Below are 14,841 nucleotides of genomic sequence, written 5' to 3'. Positions count from 1 at the left end.
TACAAAATTGATAAAGCCATAACTTTATTAATAAATTCCCTCTATCCTCAAGAGTAAAATTAACATGATATGGATTGAGATTTGTGCAGTAGTAGTTATTTGGCTGAGTTTATGGTCACTGATTCCTAGAGATGAATGGTGGTTTCGAGGAGCTGATTTTCCAAGATTACAAATATTAGCAGTGGGTTTAGTCACATTACTTGGCTTGTTGTTGATTAAGTCCGAGTGGACATTATTCAGAGAGCTATTATTAGTTGGGTTAATTGCGGCTGTTGCTTACCAATTAAAAATGGTTTTGCCTTATACGCCGATTTGGAAAAAACAAGTTAAACACGTTACTAAACAGCAGTTAAATGAATCACAGCAGATTTCGTTGCTGGTTGCGAATGTGCTTACACCAAATGACAAGTATGAATTGCTGCTCCAGCATATTTACCAGTTACAACCAGATATTGTATTAACGCTTGAATCAGATGAGTTGTGGCAGAAAGCATTGCAGCCTATAGAACAAGAGTATCGCTATAAAGTTGCAGTCCCATTAAATAATTTATATGGAATGCATTTATATAGTCGGCTTCCTTTGTTGGAATCAGAAATTAAATTTATTTTAAGCGATGAAATTCCGTCAATACATGCCTGCTTAGAGTTGCGTTCAGGTGTACAAGTTCAACTTTATTGTTTACATCCTAAACCACCGAGTCCCACTGAAGCGAAAGATTCAACTTTGCGAGATGCTGAATTATTAATCGTTGGGGATCAAATTAAAGATTTAGATGAAAGTTGTATCGTGATGGGGGATTTGAATGACGTGGCTTGGTCTAGGACGACGCGATTATTTCAACGCATCAGCGGCTTACTTGATCCACGTGTTGGTCGATATTTTATGAATACCTTTCATGCCGACTATCCATTATTAAGATGGTCTTTAGATCATATTTTTCATAGTACAGATTTTGGTTTAGTTGAAATGAAACGCTTGTCTCATATTGGTTCAGATCACTTTCCGATTTATGTGGTACTGCAAACAGGTAAGGTGTTTGAACAACAACAGCAATCACTAGACGAAACACCATCTGATGCTGAAGAAGCTGAAGATGCTATTCAGGAAGGGATTGAAAAGGCCGAAAAGGAAGAAAAAATGGTTGTTGATGAGCTAGCGCAACCTTATAAATAGGCTGGCTGATTAAACAACCCTGATGTAAGCAATATCGTACATGGATTTAGTCCTACAGCGAATAGTCCAGTAAGACCAAAAGGTTTATTCTAAATACATCAGCACAGGGAAGCAGGAATGGAATTCCGATCTAAGGATAGCTAGCGCTGAGATGGAAAAGCATTATGGATATGATGCATGCGATGGACGCAAGATAATAAAAAATGTGAAAGCACAACCTCATTTGCCCGAGTTTCGTAGGATGCGAAACTCGGGTTTTAATTTTTTAATAGATCTTTTCATAACCCTCAGGTCGCGTTTTAAAACGACGGTGAAACCACATCCATTGTGTTGGTGCGATACGTAACTGCGCTTCAATGATTTTATTGATGCGAATGGCATCTTCAACCTCATCTTCGCTTGGCATGTTCTCAACCATAGGCTCAATCAGTACTTTGTATTTTGGATTGCGAATATCACCATAACGATAAAAATACAGTGGGATCGCAACGGCTTTTGAGATTTTTAATAAACGGCGATGTGCGGTAACAGTTGCCGCAGGGACACCAAAAAATGGTGCCATAACCCCTTGTTTCAAGCCAAAGTCTTGGTCAGGACTATACCAAATCGCGCCACCATCTTTTAAACGACGGACTAAGCCGCGCATGTCATCGTGATCAATTTGTTGTTGGTATATCGTGGCACGACAACGATAAATCAGCATATCTAACATCGGATTATTTTGAGGGCGATAAACCACATCAGGGTCAAAATATTGTGCGCATATATAACCCCCTGCATCGAGCAGCGTACTGTGTGTCCCTAACAGTAATATGCCTTTGCCTTGTGCTTTTGCTTCTGTAATGTGTTCTAAGCCTTCAATGCTATGTCGTCCTTTAAACCATTTTGGACAATACCAAGCATTTAAGGTTTCAAATACACCTAACATCATATCGACAAAGACTTGCTTTGCTTGTGCTTCAACTTCAGCAGCCGACCATTCAGGAAAGCAAAGCTCTAAATTTCTTAGTGTTGTTTTGCGGCGCGATTTAAGCAAATGCCAACACAACGCTGCCAAACCATGTGCCAAGCGCCATTGAATTGCCCATGGCAAAATTGCCAATAACATAAGAAAAGTAATGGCGATCCAAATTTTCCAATACTTAGGAAGTAAAAACTCCCATTGAAATTCGCCAGGAATATAAGGCTGTTTTTGACTCATAAACTTAGATGCGTGGATGATGTTAAATTTTGCAGCAGTGTAGCATGAAGTAAGCCTGATAATATGCCAACAAGTTTTTGTTCGGCTGCTACTCGGCGGAAATTGAATGATAAGTTCTTTGCCTTTATTTTAGCTGTAATACAATGCAGATCACACCAGACTCAATCCAGATTGAGTTGAGGATCAATAAAACAAAAAGGGAAGGGATGATGAATATTCAGGAAATATCACAAGGAAAGAAAGTCGATGTTCAGAAAATGATCGAGTTTTATGATCAATTAGATGGGGTTGACTGTTCATTTATGTATGGTCGCTGGAAAGGATTTGAGGTAGTAACAGGTCATCAGATGAATGGACTATTGGAGCTGGCAAGCTGGTATGGGAAGCTATTTATTGATCAGGAAACGGTATATCCGCTAGTGATACTCAATGCGAAGAAAACAGCATTATTTTTCCTTGATCCGAAATGGTTGCCTCTAAATATTGATTTTAGCCTTCTGAAAAATAACAGTAAGTATCTAGCTGGTGCTTTGAAACTATTAAAAACTAAAGACAGTAAAGCACGTTTAAGAATGACTGAGTTTCGAGGGACAATATCGGCAACAATGATTTATGATGAAAAGCCCATTCACGATGTGTTTCGAAAAATAGATGAGAATACCGTATTAGGCTGGATGGATCTAAAACAGCAAGCTCAGCCCTATTTTTTTATTCTGCAACGCGATAATCAAAGTTCGCTTGGCTTTGAATAATCTAACTCTCTGTGAGGATTTATCTTTTGCAAATTGAATCTGAGATCAAGTTGTACTTACACTTTTTAAATCTAAAAAGATAAAGCGCATGCTTTTTGTCGATATATCAATGACTACAAAATGGGAGCAAATCTTGAAAACGATAAAAATAATCAAAGGTGATATTACTCAAATTGCTACGGATGCGATTGTAAATGCAGCCAATACTTCTCTCTTAGGTGGAGGTGGTGTAGATGGTGCAATTCACCGAAAAGGCGGCGCAGCGATTTTGGCAGATTGTCAAAAAATAAGAGCAAAACAGGGTGGTTGTGCTGTTGGTGAAGCGGTGATGACGACAGCGGGAAATTTGCCTGCGAAATATGTCATTCATACCGTTGGACCCACTTGGGTCGATGGACAACACGATGAGGCTTTATTATTGGAAAATGCTTATCGGAACAGTTTTAGGTTAGCTGAAGCTTTGGCATTAAAAAGTGTAGCCTTTCCAAATATCTCAACTGGTATTTATCGCTTTCCTAAACAGCTTGCAGCACAGATTGCATTTACAAGCATTGCTGATGAGCTTAGAAATGGGCGAAGTGTAGAAGAGGTTATATTTGTCTGTTTTGATGAGGAAAATTTTAATATGTATCAAGTAGTCAAAGATGAGCTTAAATTAGAAGATATTGTCGTCATTTAAATCGAGCACCTGTGTCGATGACAGGTGCTCGATGATTTAATTATCCTTTAGATGCGTTTTCTAACTCATCCCAACGCTCTAATTTTTCTAGCAATAATTCTTCAATTTCTGCTAAACGTTGACTTGCTAAAGTTGCGGCATTGGCATCCGAAACAAACCATGAACCATCTGCTAATTTTCCTGATAGTTCAGCTTGTTCCGTTTCTAGTTTTTCAATCTCAGCAGGGAGCTGTTCTAGCTCACGCTGATCCTTGTAACTGAGTTTTACTTTTTTTGGTGCAGCTGTTGCTGCCGCAGCTTCAGCTTTGGCATGTGCTTTTTTTACATCACTTTTTTGATCTACGACTTTTTGATCTGGGCGTTGCTCCAAGTAATCTTGATAACCGCCGATGTACTCATCAATGTTACCTTTGCCATCGAATACCCATGTTGAAGTCACGACATTATCCATAAATGCACGGTCATGCGAGATCAGTAATAGCGTACCTTTGTATTCTGAAAGTAATTCTTCAAGCAACTCTAAAGTCACCATGTCGAGATCATTGGTTGGCTCATCCATCACGATTAAGTTTGATGGTTTAAGTAACAGTTTCGCCAATAAAATACGATTTCGTTCGCCACCTGAAAGTGCTTTAACAGGTGTACGCGCACGCTCAGGTGAGAATAGAAAGTCTTGTAAATAACTGTAAATATGGCGGCGGTTTCCATTGACATCAACATAGTCAGAACCTTCTGAAACGTTTGCCATCACACTTTTTTCAAGATCGAGTGCGTTACGTAATTGATCAAAATAGGCGACTTCAAGTTGCGTACCAGTTTTTACTGATCCACCGTGCTCAATTTCACCTAAGATGGCTTTGATCAAGGTGGTTTTACCGACACCGTTATCACCAACTAAGCCAATACGATCGCCACGGAGTACAATTGCAGAGAAGTCTTTAATCAATGGTTTATGATCATAGCTGACACTTAAGTGCTCGATTTCAAAAACGAGTTTCCCTGAACGATTGGCTTCTTGTGCCGCCATCGTTACTTTGCCTTGCTGCGAACGACGAGCTTTAGATTGTTCACGTAGGTCTTTTAATGCGCGAACACGTCCCTCATTACGAGTACGGCGCGCTTTAATGCCTTGACGAATCCACGCTTCTTCTTCTGCTAGCTTTTTATCAAATAAAGCATTTTGTTTTTCTTCTGCTTCCATTTGCTGCGCTTTGAGTTCGAGATAGCGTGAATAGTTACCTTCGTAACCACGCAAAATACCTCGGTCAAGCTCCACAATACGTGTTGCGATACTGTCAACAAATGAACGGTCATGCGAAATGAACAGTAGTGTGAGATTGTTTTGATCGAGTAAGAATTTCTCTAACCATTCGATACTTTCAACGTCTAAATGGTTGGTTGGCTCATCGAGTAGTAATACATCTGGCTGAGTCAGCAAGGCACGTGCAAGTAGTACACGGCGCTTACGACCACCTGAAAGGTCTGCCAAATCGGCATTTGGGTCTAGTCCCATTTTACCTAAGATAGTATTTACTTTGTTTTCAAGCGCCCAACCATCAAGCTGATCGAGTTTATGTTGCAACATACCCATACGATCACAAGCGTCCATATCGCCGAGTACGCAGGCATCACTTGCTTCATGGTATTCTTTGAGAACTGTTGCAGCTTCGCCTGCACCATCAGCAACAATATCAGCCACTTTGCCTGAATCCATCGGCACATCTTGGGCTAACATAGAAACAGTTAAGCCATTTTGAATCGAAACTTCACCCGTATCGGGCAATAAACTTCCCTCAATCAGTTTTAATAAAGTAGACTTACCCTCACCATTACGGCCAATCAAACAGACTCGCTCGCCACGTTCTAGATTAAAGTGCGCGCCGTCGAGTAGGGCAGGTCCGCCAAATGCGAGATGGACATCCCTTAAAGTAATATAGGCCATAATGTTTCCTAAAAGTTCAGATGAGGTCTGAAATGACTAAACAACATAATTTTGATGATCACGCGTCATTTTCCGCACCCATTGAAGATTTGCAAGTCCGAATTGCATTTTTAGATGATTTAGTTGAACAGTTAAATCAACAATTGGCAATTCAGACCAAAGAAATCGCTGATTTAAAAAAACAAATGCAAATTTTGTATCAACGTGTTGAAGCTTCCGATTTATCTGAAGGAATTGCACCTTTTGATCCGATGAGTAATAAACCGCCGCATTATTAATATATGGCAAGCGTGAAACTTGCCATATTTTGTCTTTTATTTGACAGTTTAATATTAAAAACCATGCAGTACGATTTTACCTTTCGTTGAGCCACTTTCGATTTGTTGATGTGCTTGTTTTAGATTCTCTGCATTAATCGGAGATAAAACTTGGGTTACTGTGGTTTTAATTTTACCAGCATCTACAAGTGTTGAAATTTGATTAAGCAGCTCATTTTGTTTGATCATATCTTCAGTTTGATACATTGATCGTGTGAACATAAATTCCCAATGAATCGACACTGACTTTGATTTAAAGGGCTTAATGTCTAATTGCTCAGGGTCATCAATCAAGCCGAAATGTCCTTGAGGGGCGATTAGTTGTGCAATATCAGGTAAATGTTGATCGGTTTGGGTGGTCGAAAATACATACGTTGGTGCATTTAGACCGAGCTTGGTTATTTGCTCTGCTAAGGGTTGACGATGGTCTAAAACAAAATCTGCACCGAGCTGTTTGACCCATTCGGCTGTTTCAGGACGAGAGGCAGTACTTATAATTGTTAAATTAGTTAATTGCCTGAGTAATTGGATAGTAATTGAGCCTACACCACCAGCACCTCCAATCACCAAGATAGTGGTATTTAAAGGTGATGAAGTCGGTACTTTTAAACGATCAAACAACATTTCCCATGCTGTGATTGCAGTTAAAGGTAAGGCAGCGGCTTCAATAGTATCGATCGACTTTGGTTTATGACCAACAATACGTTCATCCACTAAATGCAATTCGCTGTTGCTACCTTGACGATTCAGTGCGCCTGCATACCAAACAATATCTCCAACTTTAAATAATGTTACTGCCTCGCCGATAGCTTCGACGACACCGACAGCATCCCACCCTAAAACTTTCCATTGATTGTGTTCAGGATTTACGTTGTGACGAATTTTGGTATCAACTGGATTTACAGAAACTGCTTGAACGCGAATGAGTAAGTCATGACCTTGTGCGGTTGGTGCATCAATTTCAATATCAATGAGCGCACTTGTAGATGAGATAGGACTTGCTTTTTGATATGCCACAGCTTTCATGATGGTGATTCCTCTTGTTCGGAATTTGAGCTTAGCGTAAGCTTAGATTATGTGACTACACACAAATAACGCTCATAGTGTCAAAAAGGATACTGTTGTATGGCAAAAGCACGACATTCGAGTTTTGATTGCTCACCTGGTTGTTCTGTTGAAGCCGCCATTAGCTTGATTGATGGAAAGTGGAAATGCGTTATTCTCTGGCATTTATTGAATGAAGGTACATTACGGTTTAACGAAATTCGAAAACGTATTCCTTCTATTACACAGAGAATGTTGACCAATCAACTTCGTGAGTTAGAACAAGATGGCATTATTCACCGTGAGGTCTATCCTCAGGTTCCCCCTAAAGTTGAATATTGTTTAACTGATTTTGGCCATAGTTTAGAGCATATTTTATTGGCTCTAAAAAGTTGGGGAGATACCCACATTGATCAGTTCGGTAAAATCGCTTCAATTGAATAAAATAAATCTAAGCAGTTATAGATGATGCCGCATCATTTTATATAAATAGATCGATTTCTAGTTTATAAATGAATTGAGTAATATTTTTAGGTTGTAACTTGCCTTTTTTATTCAACTTATGTAACGCTAATAAAAGGATGTTTTGGGCGACATTATGAGTAATATTGGAATTTGGATAACGGTTGCGATTGTACTTTTTGTACTGGGTTCGATTTTTGGCTTGCGTGTAAGTCCGAGAGAAAAAGCACTTGGATTAATGCGTGATCAAGCGCGAAAAATGGGACTACATCCACGTTTAATTGTTGCTCCAGAATGGACAAAAGTTCCAATGGCTTCAGAAAAACGTGCCAGCATGGTGGCTTATTATAGTGTGCTAATTCCAGATGCACGCTTAGCGCTGATGCGAGCAAGAGTGGTTGATGGCAAGCTACAAGTGGTGCAAGGTGATCAGAAATTTAATGATTTACCCATTGCATTAACAGGAGTTTATGCTATTGATATGCAGGCTAACTGTGTCGGGCTTTATTGGGATGAAGAAACAGACCTGAGAGCGACACAGCTTGACGATATGAAAGCTTATTTACATGAATTGGCGAAGCGCTAATTCTTTGATTGATCATAGGAATTTTTTTTAATTATGGCGAATACCCCACGCTCTGCTTCAAAAAGCACAGCAGCTTCAACATCTGCTGCAAATAAACGTGCCTTAGTGATTGTGGAGTCGCCTGCAAAAGCGAAAACCATTAATAAATATCTAGGCTCACAATTTGTTGTGAAGTCATCGGTCGGTCACGTACGTGATTTACCTACAGGTGGCGGTGCAAAATCAACAGAAAAGAAGCCAGCTACACGAACCAAGCTGACAGAAGAACAAAAAGCTGAAAAAGCTCAAAGTGCATTGATCAACCGTATGGGTGTTGATCCTGAACATGATTGGATTGCACATTATGAAGTGCTTCCAGGTAAAGAAAATGTTGTTGCTGAATTAAAAAAGCTCGCTAAAGATGCCGATGCCATCTATCTCGCAACGGATTTGGATAGAGAAGGGGAAGCAATCGCTTGGCATTTGCGTGAAGTGATTGGCGGTGATGACAGTCGTTACCATCGTGTTGTATTTAACGAAATTACCAAAAATGCGATTCAAGAAGCGTTTAAACAGCCAACGCGTCTTGATTTAAACCGTGTAAATGCACAACAAGCACGTCGATTCCTTGACCGTGTTGTTGGTTTCATGGTGTCACCACTATTGTGGGAAAAAATTGCGCGTGGACTTTCAGCAGGACGTGTTCAGTCTGTTGCGGTGAAACTGGTTGTTGAGCGTGAACGTGAAATTCGTGCATTTATTCCAGAAGAATATTGGCAAGTCTTTGCAGACACCTTGTCTAAGAAAGATGACATTCGTTTAGAAGCCGTTCGACAAGCAGGTAAAACGCTTAAGCTTAAAAATAAAGCTGAAACTGATGCATTACTCAATGTATTAAAAGACGCAGAATATAAAGTTGCGTTACGCGAAGATAAGCCGACTAAGGTAAACCCAAGCGCACCTTATATCACTTCAACCTTACAACAAGCAGCCAGCACACGCTTAGGTTTCTCTGTAAAGAAAACCATGATGCTTGCGCAACGCTTGTATGAAGGTGGTTTTATTACTTATATGCGTACCGACTCAACCTTTTTGAGTGATGACGCTGTGAATATGGTACGTAACCATATTCAACAAAGCTTTGGTGACAAATACCTACCAGCGAAACCAAATCGTTATGGCAATAAAGCAGGCGCACAAGAAGCCCACGAAGCAATACGTCCATCAGATGTAGTTTTGACGGGTGACAAGCTTGCAGGCGTAGAACGTGATGCTCAGCGTTTATATGATTTAATTTGGCGTCAATTCGTTGCGTGTCAAATGACACCAGCTGAATATTTATCATCAACTTTAACGGTTGAAGCGGCAAATGTTGAGTTGAAAGCCAAAGGTCGTACTTTGGTGTTTGATGGCTTTACCCGCGTTCGTGGTGCCAATAAATCTGATGATGATATTTTATTGCCTGCGGTGAAAGTGGGTGAAGTGCTTAAGCTAGAGAAGCTTGATCCGAGTCAACATTTTACTAAACCACCTGCACGCTTTACTGAAGCATCTTTGGTGAAAGAGTTAGAGAAAAAAGGCATTGGTCGTCCATCAACTTACGCTGCGATTATCTCGACGATTCAAGAACGTGGTTATGTGAAGCTTGAAAACCGTCGTCTGTTTGCAGAAAAGATGGGTGAGATCGTTACTGATCGTTTGGATGAAAGTTTTAACAACCTGATGAATTATGCTTTTACAGCAGATTTAGAAGGACAGTTAGACCGCGTTGCGACAGGTGAACGTAATTGGAAAGAGTTACTCGATACATTCTACGGTGATTTTAAAAAGCGTTTGACCAATGCACAGGGTGAAAACGGTATGCGCCGTAATCAGCCTGTTGAAGTTGCAGATGTGCCATGTCCTGAATGTTCGCGTCCAATGCAAGTCCGTACAGGAACGACAGGTGTGTTTTTAGGATGTTCTGGTTATAACTTGCCACCAAAAGAACGTTGTAAAGGTACGCTCAATTTAACCCCTGTAGAATCTTTAGCAGCATTATCAGATGATGATGGTGCAGAAACTGCAGACTTAATGTCCAAACATCGTTGTCCTAAGTGTGGGACGGCAATGGATAGCTATGTGGTTGATGGTGGTCGTAAACTTCATGTCTGTGGTAATAACCCTGATTGTGATGGCTACGAGCTTGAAGAAGGCGAATTCAAAATCAAGGGTTATGATGGCCCAACCATTCCATGTGATAAATGTGATGGTGAGATGCAGTTGAAAACAGGTCGTTTTGGTCCATACTTCGCTTGTTCTAGCTGTGATAACACACGTAAAGTATTAAAAAATGGTCAGCCTGCGCCACCACGTGTTGATCCAATCAAAATGGAACATCTACGCTCAACCAAGCATGATGATTTCTTCGTGTTACGTGATGGCGCAGCAGGTCTATTCTTGGCGGCAAGTAAATTCCCGAAAATTCGTGAGACACGCGCACCAAAAGTTGCGGAGCTGCGAAGTGTTGCAGATCAGCTTGATCCTAAATATCAGTTCTTATTGCAAGCGCCTGATGTTGACCCAGAAGGAAATGCAACTGTAGTGAAATTTAGTCGTAAGAACCAAGCGCAATATGTAGGTTCTGAAACAGCAGAAGGTAAGCAAACCAAGTGGAGCTTAGTTTTCCAAGATGGAAAATGGGTGGAAGCCTAAAGTAGAAATATTCAAAAAATGCTAGCAACTTGCTAGCATTTTTTTATAGAACAAAATTAAAAAATCAATTGTTGGGTGGGGAATTTAAAAATGTGGAAAAATATCCGAGTAGCATGTCTATTGGTCGTGCTTTTGATCGTTGCAGTAAATGCATATCGCGATCAAAATCAAAACTGGAATCAACCCATTAATATTCTTTTACACCCGATCAATGCAGATGGTTTGGCTTCAACACAACAATATATTCAACAATTACAGTCAGCTGACTTTGCTGATGTAAAACAATATTTAGAAGAAAATAGTCGACAGTATCGTGGGCAAAGTAGTTATTTCATGATTCAAATTGGGCGAGAGCTACACACAGTGCCCCCACGAATGTCCGAACAACCAAGTATTTTGAAAAATATCTTATGGAGTCTCAAGTTTCGCTATTATGCTTGGAAGCAACATCAATCTATTGATGGATCGCCGAGTTTAACCTTATATCTCAATTATTATGATCCGAAGCAAACAAGGGAATTAAAACACTCTACGGCATTAGAAAGAGGACGAATTGGATCAGTCAATTTATTCGCATCACAAAAACAAGTCGAGCAGAACAATGTCGTTTTAGTACATGAGCTGCTACATGGTTTTGGCGCAACGGATAAATATAATTTAAATACGGGTGAACCTATTTTTCCAATTGGCTATGCTCAAGCAGATAAACAGCCTTTGTATCCGCAGACTGAAGCTGAAATCATGGGTGGACGTATCCCATTATCAGCGCAAAAAAGCAAAATGCCGCAGAACTTAGAGCAGACCGTGATCAGCGTAATAACTGCACAAGAAGTAGGCTGGATTAAATGAACTGTGGATAAATCTGGACTTATCCATATTATTTAAAATGATTGCTACAAAATAAAAAAACTGAAATAAAACACAGATTTTTCTGACATTCCGTCATTAATTCTCAACATGCCTTATACAGAATTTACTGTAAAAGGCGCTCAATATATAAATATAACATTGATGATAAAAGAGTAAATAATGATGAAAACTGTGGGTAATGACCTCATTCGTAATCAGCTACATGCTGATCGTAAGTGGTATCTGTTATTAGGTGTCTTATTGGTCGTTTTTGGTTTGGTTCTTTTAGCGGCGCTGCCATTTGCAACATTATCTGCCGTACTTTTATTCGGTGTACTGATGATGTTGGGTGGTATTTTACATTTTGTCGCTGCATTTATGGTGTTTAAAGGCGGTACACGTTGGTTATGGGCCTTGTTTGGTGTTTTATACATCGTGGCGGGTTATTTTGCGTTTACTACGCCTGTGATTACCGCGGTCGTACTTACCAGCTTTTTGGCAGTTGCTTTGATTATTGCGGGTATCATTCGTACTGTTAATGCTTTTATTCTCAGACCGATTTCTGGATGGGGTTGGGTGTTATTTTCAGGTATCTTGACGTTACTAACAGGTATTTTAATTCTGTCATCGCCTGATTCACCTTTCTGGGTATTAGGTATGTTTCTTGCGATTGATATTTTATTCCAAGGGATTAATTATTTGACCTTTGCTAGTGCCATTAAGCAGCTTCCTCATAGTTCTACTACTATTTAAATATTTAGATCGCCTCAGAGCATGTGTTTACATGCTCTTTTTGTTTTTAAGTCATCAGAAACATATCAAGTGTCTGAGTCTGTTAAAATAACGTTTCGTTTATAATTGATCGATTTTATGACGCTTGCCAAGCTAATTGATGAACTGAATCCACAACAGAAACAGGCTGCAACAACCACTGTGCAAAACTGCTTAGTCTTAGCAGGAGCAGGTTGTGGTAAAACCAAAACGATTGTGGCAAGAGCAGCGTATTTAATTGATCAGGGACTACCTGCGCAACAGATTCAAATTCTGACCTTTACCCGCCGCGCAGCGAGTGAAATCATTACGCGTGTTGAGCAACATATGGGTGAGCAGGCTAAGGGCTTACGTGCATCCACTTTTCATACTTTTTGTATGTATCTGCTACGCCGTAATCCACGCGCTTTCGGTCTTACACAATTTAGTATCATTGATCGTGATGATCAATTGCTGATGTTCCGATTATTACGTGGTAAAGATAAAGGTAATGTGCTGCCTAAAGCAGCAGAGCTATGTGATTTGTATTCGTATGCACGTAACACTAAAACCAAACTCTCGGATGCTTTAGTTGAACAACTACCACAGGCTGTAGAGTATAAAGCGCAAATTACTGAACTGATGAAAGCTTATGAGCAGCGTAAGCAAGAGCGTAATTTTCTAGATTATGATGATATCTTAGCGATCGTTGCCGTACACCTACAAAATTCATCTGAGTTAGTGAAATGGGTCACTGGTTTCTGTTCAGCACTTTTAGTCGATGAAATGCAGGATACCAATCCGTTGCAATGGGCGTTGTTACAGCCTTTAGTCGGGAAGGTCAAATTGTTTTGTGTAGGTGATGATGCACAGTCAATCTATGGGTTTCGTGGTGCTGACTTTGAAAATATTCATCATTTCAAAGCGCGTGTTACTGATGCTGACGTGCTTACATTGGAAATGAACTATCGTTCAACTCAAGGTATTTTAGACTTATCCAATTGGTTGCTTGATCAAAGCCAAATTGGTTATGACAAACATTTACAAGCCTATCGAGGCAAAGGCTTAAAACCTCAACTGCATATCTTGAGTAATGAGTTTGAAGAGGCAAATTGGATTATTCAAGATCTAAATCGTCGTCATCTACAAGGGGCAGCTTGGGCTGAACACATGGTGTTATTGCGTTCGGGCTTTAGTGGGCGATATTTGGAAGGTGCGCTGATTGCAGCAAATATTCCCTATCGCTTCATTGGTGGTGTGAAACTACTTGAGTCGGCGCATGTTAAAGATGTTTTGAGTTTATTACGCGTAAGTGTTAATCCACAGGATGATTTGGCTTGGATGCGTTTTCTCACGCTTTGGGATGGGGTAGGGGATGTCGGTGCAAGTAAGTTAGCACAAGAATTGATTCAGCTACCTGATATAGAGGCGCGTTGTCAGCGTTTAGAACGACATGGCAAAGTACCACAACAAGCCATTTTGATCTTGATGCAACTGGATGTGTTACAACAGCATGTCGAAGCTTGTATTGGCTTGGCCTTAGATGCATTGGCTGAGCAATTGGAAAATAATTATAAAACCAAAGATTGGTCTCGTCGTGTTAAAGACTTTGATTTGGTCAAACAATTGGCACGTAAACATAGTGCTTTAGGTGAATTTTTAGAAGAGTATGTACTTGATCCAATTTCTATTTCGGAAATTGATAAAACACCTGATCAAGACCTTGTCACACTGATTACCATTCATTCAGCCAAAGGTGCGGAGCAGAAAGTTTGCTATGTTCCTCATGTCTCTCCAAATCAGTACCCACATGCCAGAGCGCAAGGTGATTTTGATGACGTAGAGGAGGAGCGACGCGTCCTGTATGTTGCATTAACTCGCGCTGAAAATGAATTAATTTTGACCAAGCAGAATCTGAATTTATGGTCACAGGATCAATACGATGAGTTAGGGCGAAAAATAGAAAGTTATTTTTTAAATAATTTGCCTCAGCATTTGGTTGATGTTCAGATTCATCGAGATATTCCTCGTGCTTATGGACAAGCCAATCGTTCTCGTTCGACGACAATCAATTTAGGTTTTGGGATAGATTTCGATTAAACTAGCTCAATTCAATCGTTGTTGATTCACTGACGAGTTCGTGAATCCTTTTTAGGTTTTAGTATGAAAATTTTAGTTCGTAATTTAGATCGTAGCGTGACCGAAGCAGAAGTGCTCGACTTATTTAAGACCTATGGGAAAGTTGATTCTTGCGTTGTCGTAAAAGATGCTGATACGGGTAAGTCTAAAGGTTTTGGCTTTGTTGAAATGTCGAATCCGCGTGAGGCGGTTAAGGCTGTAAAAGGTTTAAATACTTTGAAAGTAAAAGGCGCTGGTATACGTGTGAAAATAGCGGAAGATAAAGCCTAATTT

14 protein-coding genes are annotated in these 14,841 nt (G+C 40.0%); 11 read left to right on the top strand and 3 right to left on the bottom strand.

Going from position 1 to position 14,841, the window contains the following annotated elements:
• Positions 1 to 64: 64 nt before the first annotated feature.
• Complete coding sequence (locus tag ACT4_RS01215) at positions 65 to 1,174, top strand: endonuclease/exonuclease/phosphatase family protein (protein WP_007478973.1); 1,110 nt, start codon at positions 65 to 67, stop codon at positions 1,172 to 1,174.
• 265 nt (positions 1,175 to 1,439) lie between these two features.
• Here the strand turns inward: ACT4_RS01215 and ACT4_RS01210 are convergent, their stop codons facing one another.
• Positions 1,440 to 2,375, bottom strand: a complete 936-nt coding sequence (locus ACT4_RS01210) for a lauroyl acyltransferase (protein WP_007478972.1) — start codon at positions 2,373 to 2,375, stop codon at positions 1,440 to 1,442.
• Positions 2,376 to 2,584: 209 nt separating this feature from the next.
• Here ACT4_RS01210 and ACT4_RS01205 point away from each other — a divergent pair, with 209 nt between their 5' ends.
• Both ACT4_RS01205 and ACT4_RS01200 read left to right on the top strand, forming a co-directional pair.
• A complete protein-coding gene (locus ACT4_RS01205) occupies positions 2,585 to 3,127 on the top strand; it encodes a DUF4334 domain-containing protein (RefSeq protein WP_007478971.1) in 543 nt (180 codons plus the stop codon).
• A 133-nt stretch (positions 3,128 to 3,260) separates the two neighbouring features.
• Positions 3,261 to 3,806, top strand: coding sequence for an O-acetyl-ADP-ribose deacetylase (locus ACT4_RS01200; protein WP_171054755.1), 546 nt, complete (start codon positions 3,261 to 3,263; stop codon positions 3,804 to 3,806).
• A 40-nt stretch (positions 3,807 to 3,846) separates the two neighbouring features.
• Here ACT4_RS01200 and ACT4_RS01195 read toward each other — a convergent pair whose 3' ends face one another.
• Positions 3,847 to 5,748: an ATP-binding cassette domain-containing protein gene (locus ACT4_RS01195; RefSeq protein WP_007478969.1), complete on the bottom strand. Its 1,902-nt coding sequence runs from the start codon at positions 5,746 to 5,748 to the stop codon at positions 3,847 to 3,849.
• Positions 5,749 to 5,780: 32 nt separating this feature from the next.
• Here ACT4_RS01195 and ACT4_RS01190 point away from each other — a divergent pair, with 32 nt between their 5' ends.
• A complete protein-coding gene (locus ACT4_RS01190) occupies positions 5,781 to 6,026 on the top strand; it encodes a SlyX family protein (protein WP_007478968.1) in 246 nt (81 codons plus the stop codon).
• A 54-nt stretch (positions 6,027 to 6,080) separates the two neighbouring features.
• Here ACT4_RS01190 and ACT4_RS01185 read toward each other — a convergent pair whose 3' ends face one another.
• Positions 6,081 to 7,091: a zinc-binding alcohol dehydrogenase family protein gene (locus ACT4_RS01185; protein WP_007478966.1), complete on the bottom strand. Its 1,011-nt coding sequence runs from the start codon at positions 7,089 to 7,091 to the stop codon at positions 6,081 to 6,083.
• Between the two features lie 99 nt (positions 7,092 to 7,190).
• Here ACT4_RS01185 and ACT4_RS01180 point away from each other — a divergent pair, with 99 nt between their 5' ends.
• From ACT4_RS01180 to ACT4_RS01150, 7 genes are all read left to right on the top strand, one after another.
• Complete coding sequence (locus ACT4_RS01180; RefSeq protein ID WP_007478965.1) at positions 7,191 to 7,553, top strand: helix-turn-helix domain-containing protein; 363 nt, start codon at positions 7,191 to 7,193, stop codon at positions 7,551 to 7,553.
• A 154-nt stretch (positions 7,554 to 7,707) separates the two neighbouring features.
• Positions 7,708 to 8,157, top strand: a complete 450-nt coding sequence (locus ACT4_RS01175; RefSeq protein WP_004876695.1) for a hypothetical protein — start codon at positions 7,708 to 7,710, stop codon at positions 8,155 to 8,157.
• Positions 8,158 to 8,190: 33 nt separating this feature from the next.
• Positions 8,191 to 10,830, top strand: coding sequence for a type I DNA topoisomerase (topA, locus tag ACT4_RS01170; RefSeq protein WP_007478962.1), 2,640 nt, complete (start codon positions 8,191 to 8,193; stop codon positions 10,828 to 10,830).
• A 90-nt stretch (positions 10,831 to 10,920) separates the two neighbouring features.
• The gene (locus ACT4_RS01165; RefSeq protein WP_004876699.1) at positions 10,921 to 11,679 is read left to right on the top strand and encodes a hypothetical protein; all 759 of its coding nucleotides are present in this window, start codon (positions 10,921 to 10,923) and stop codon (positions 11,677 to 11,679) included.
• A gap of 180 nt (positions 11,680 to 11,859) precedes the next feature.
• Positions 11,860 to 12,432 (top strand): HdeD family acid-resistance protein, encoded by a 573-nt coding sequence (locus ACT4_RS01160; protein WP_007478960.1) that lies wholly within the window; start codon positions 11,860 to 11,862, stop codon positions 12,430 to 12,432.
• Positions 12,433 to 12,549: 117 nt separating this feature from the next.
• Positions 12,550 to 14,529 carry an ATP-dependent helicase gene (locus tag ACT4_RS01155; RefSeq protein ID WP_007478958.1) on the top strand — a complete coding sequence of 660 codons (1,980 nt, stop codon included), beginning with the start codon at positions 12,550 to 12,552 and terminating at the stop codon, positions 14,527 to 14,529.
• Between the two features lie 63 nt (positions 14,530 to 14,592).
• Positions 14,593 to 14,838 (top strand): RNA-binding protein, encoded by a 246-nt coding sequence (locus ACT4_RS01150; RefSeq protein WP_004876705.1) that lies wholly within the window; start codon positions 14,593 to 14,595, stop codon positions 14,836 to 14,838.
• Positions 14,839 to 14,841 lie beyond the last annotated feature (3 nt).

The organism is Acinetobacter sp. NBRC 100985 (genome assembly GCF_000241225.1).
GTDB classification, from domain to species: domain Bacteria; phylum Pseudomonadota; class Gammaproteobacteria; order Pseudomonadales; family Moraxellaceae; genus Acinetobacter; species Acinetobacter venetianus.
The sequence above is the reverse complement of the archived record's forward strand: the minus strand, read 5'-3'. Positions and strand labels throughout refer to the sequence as shown.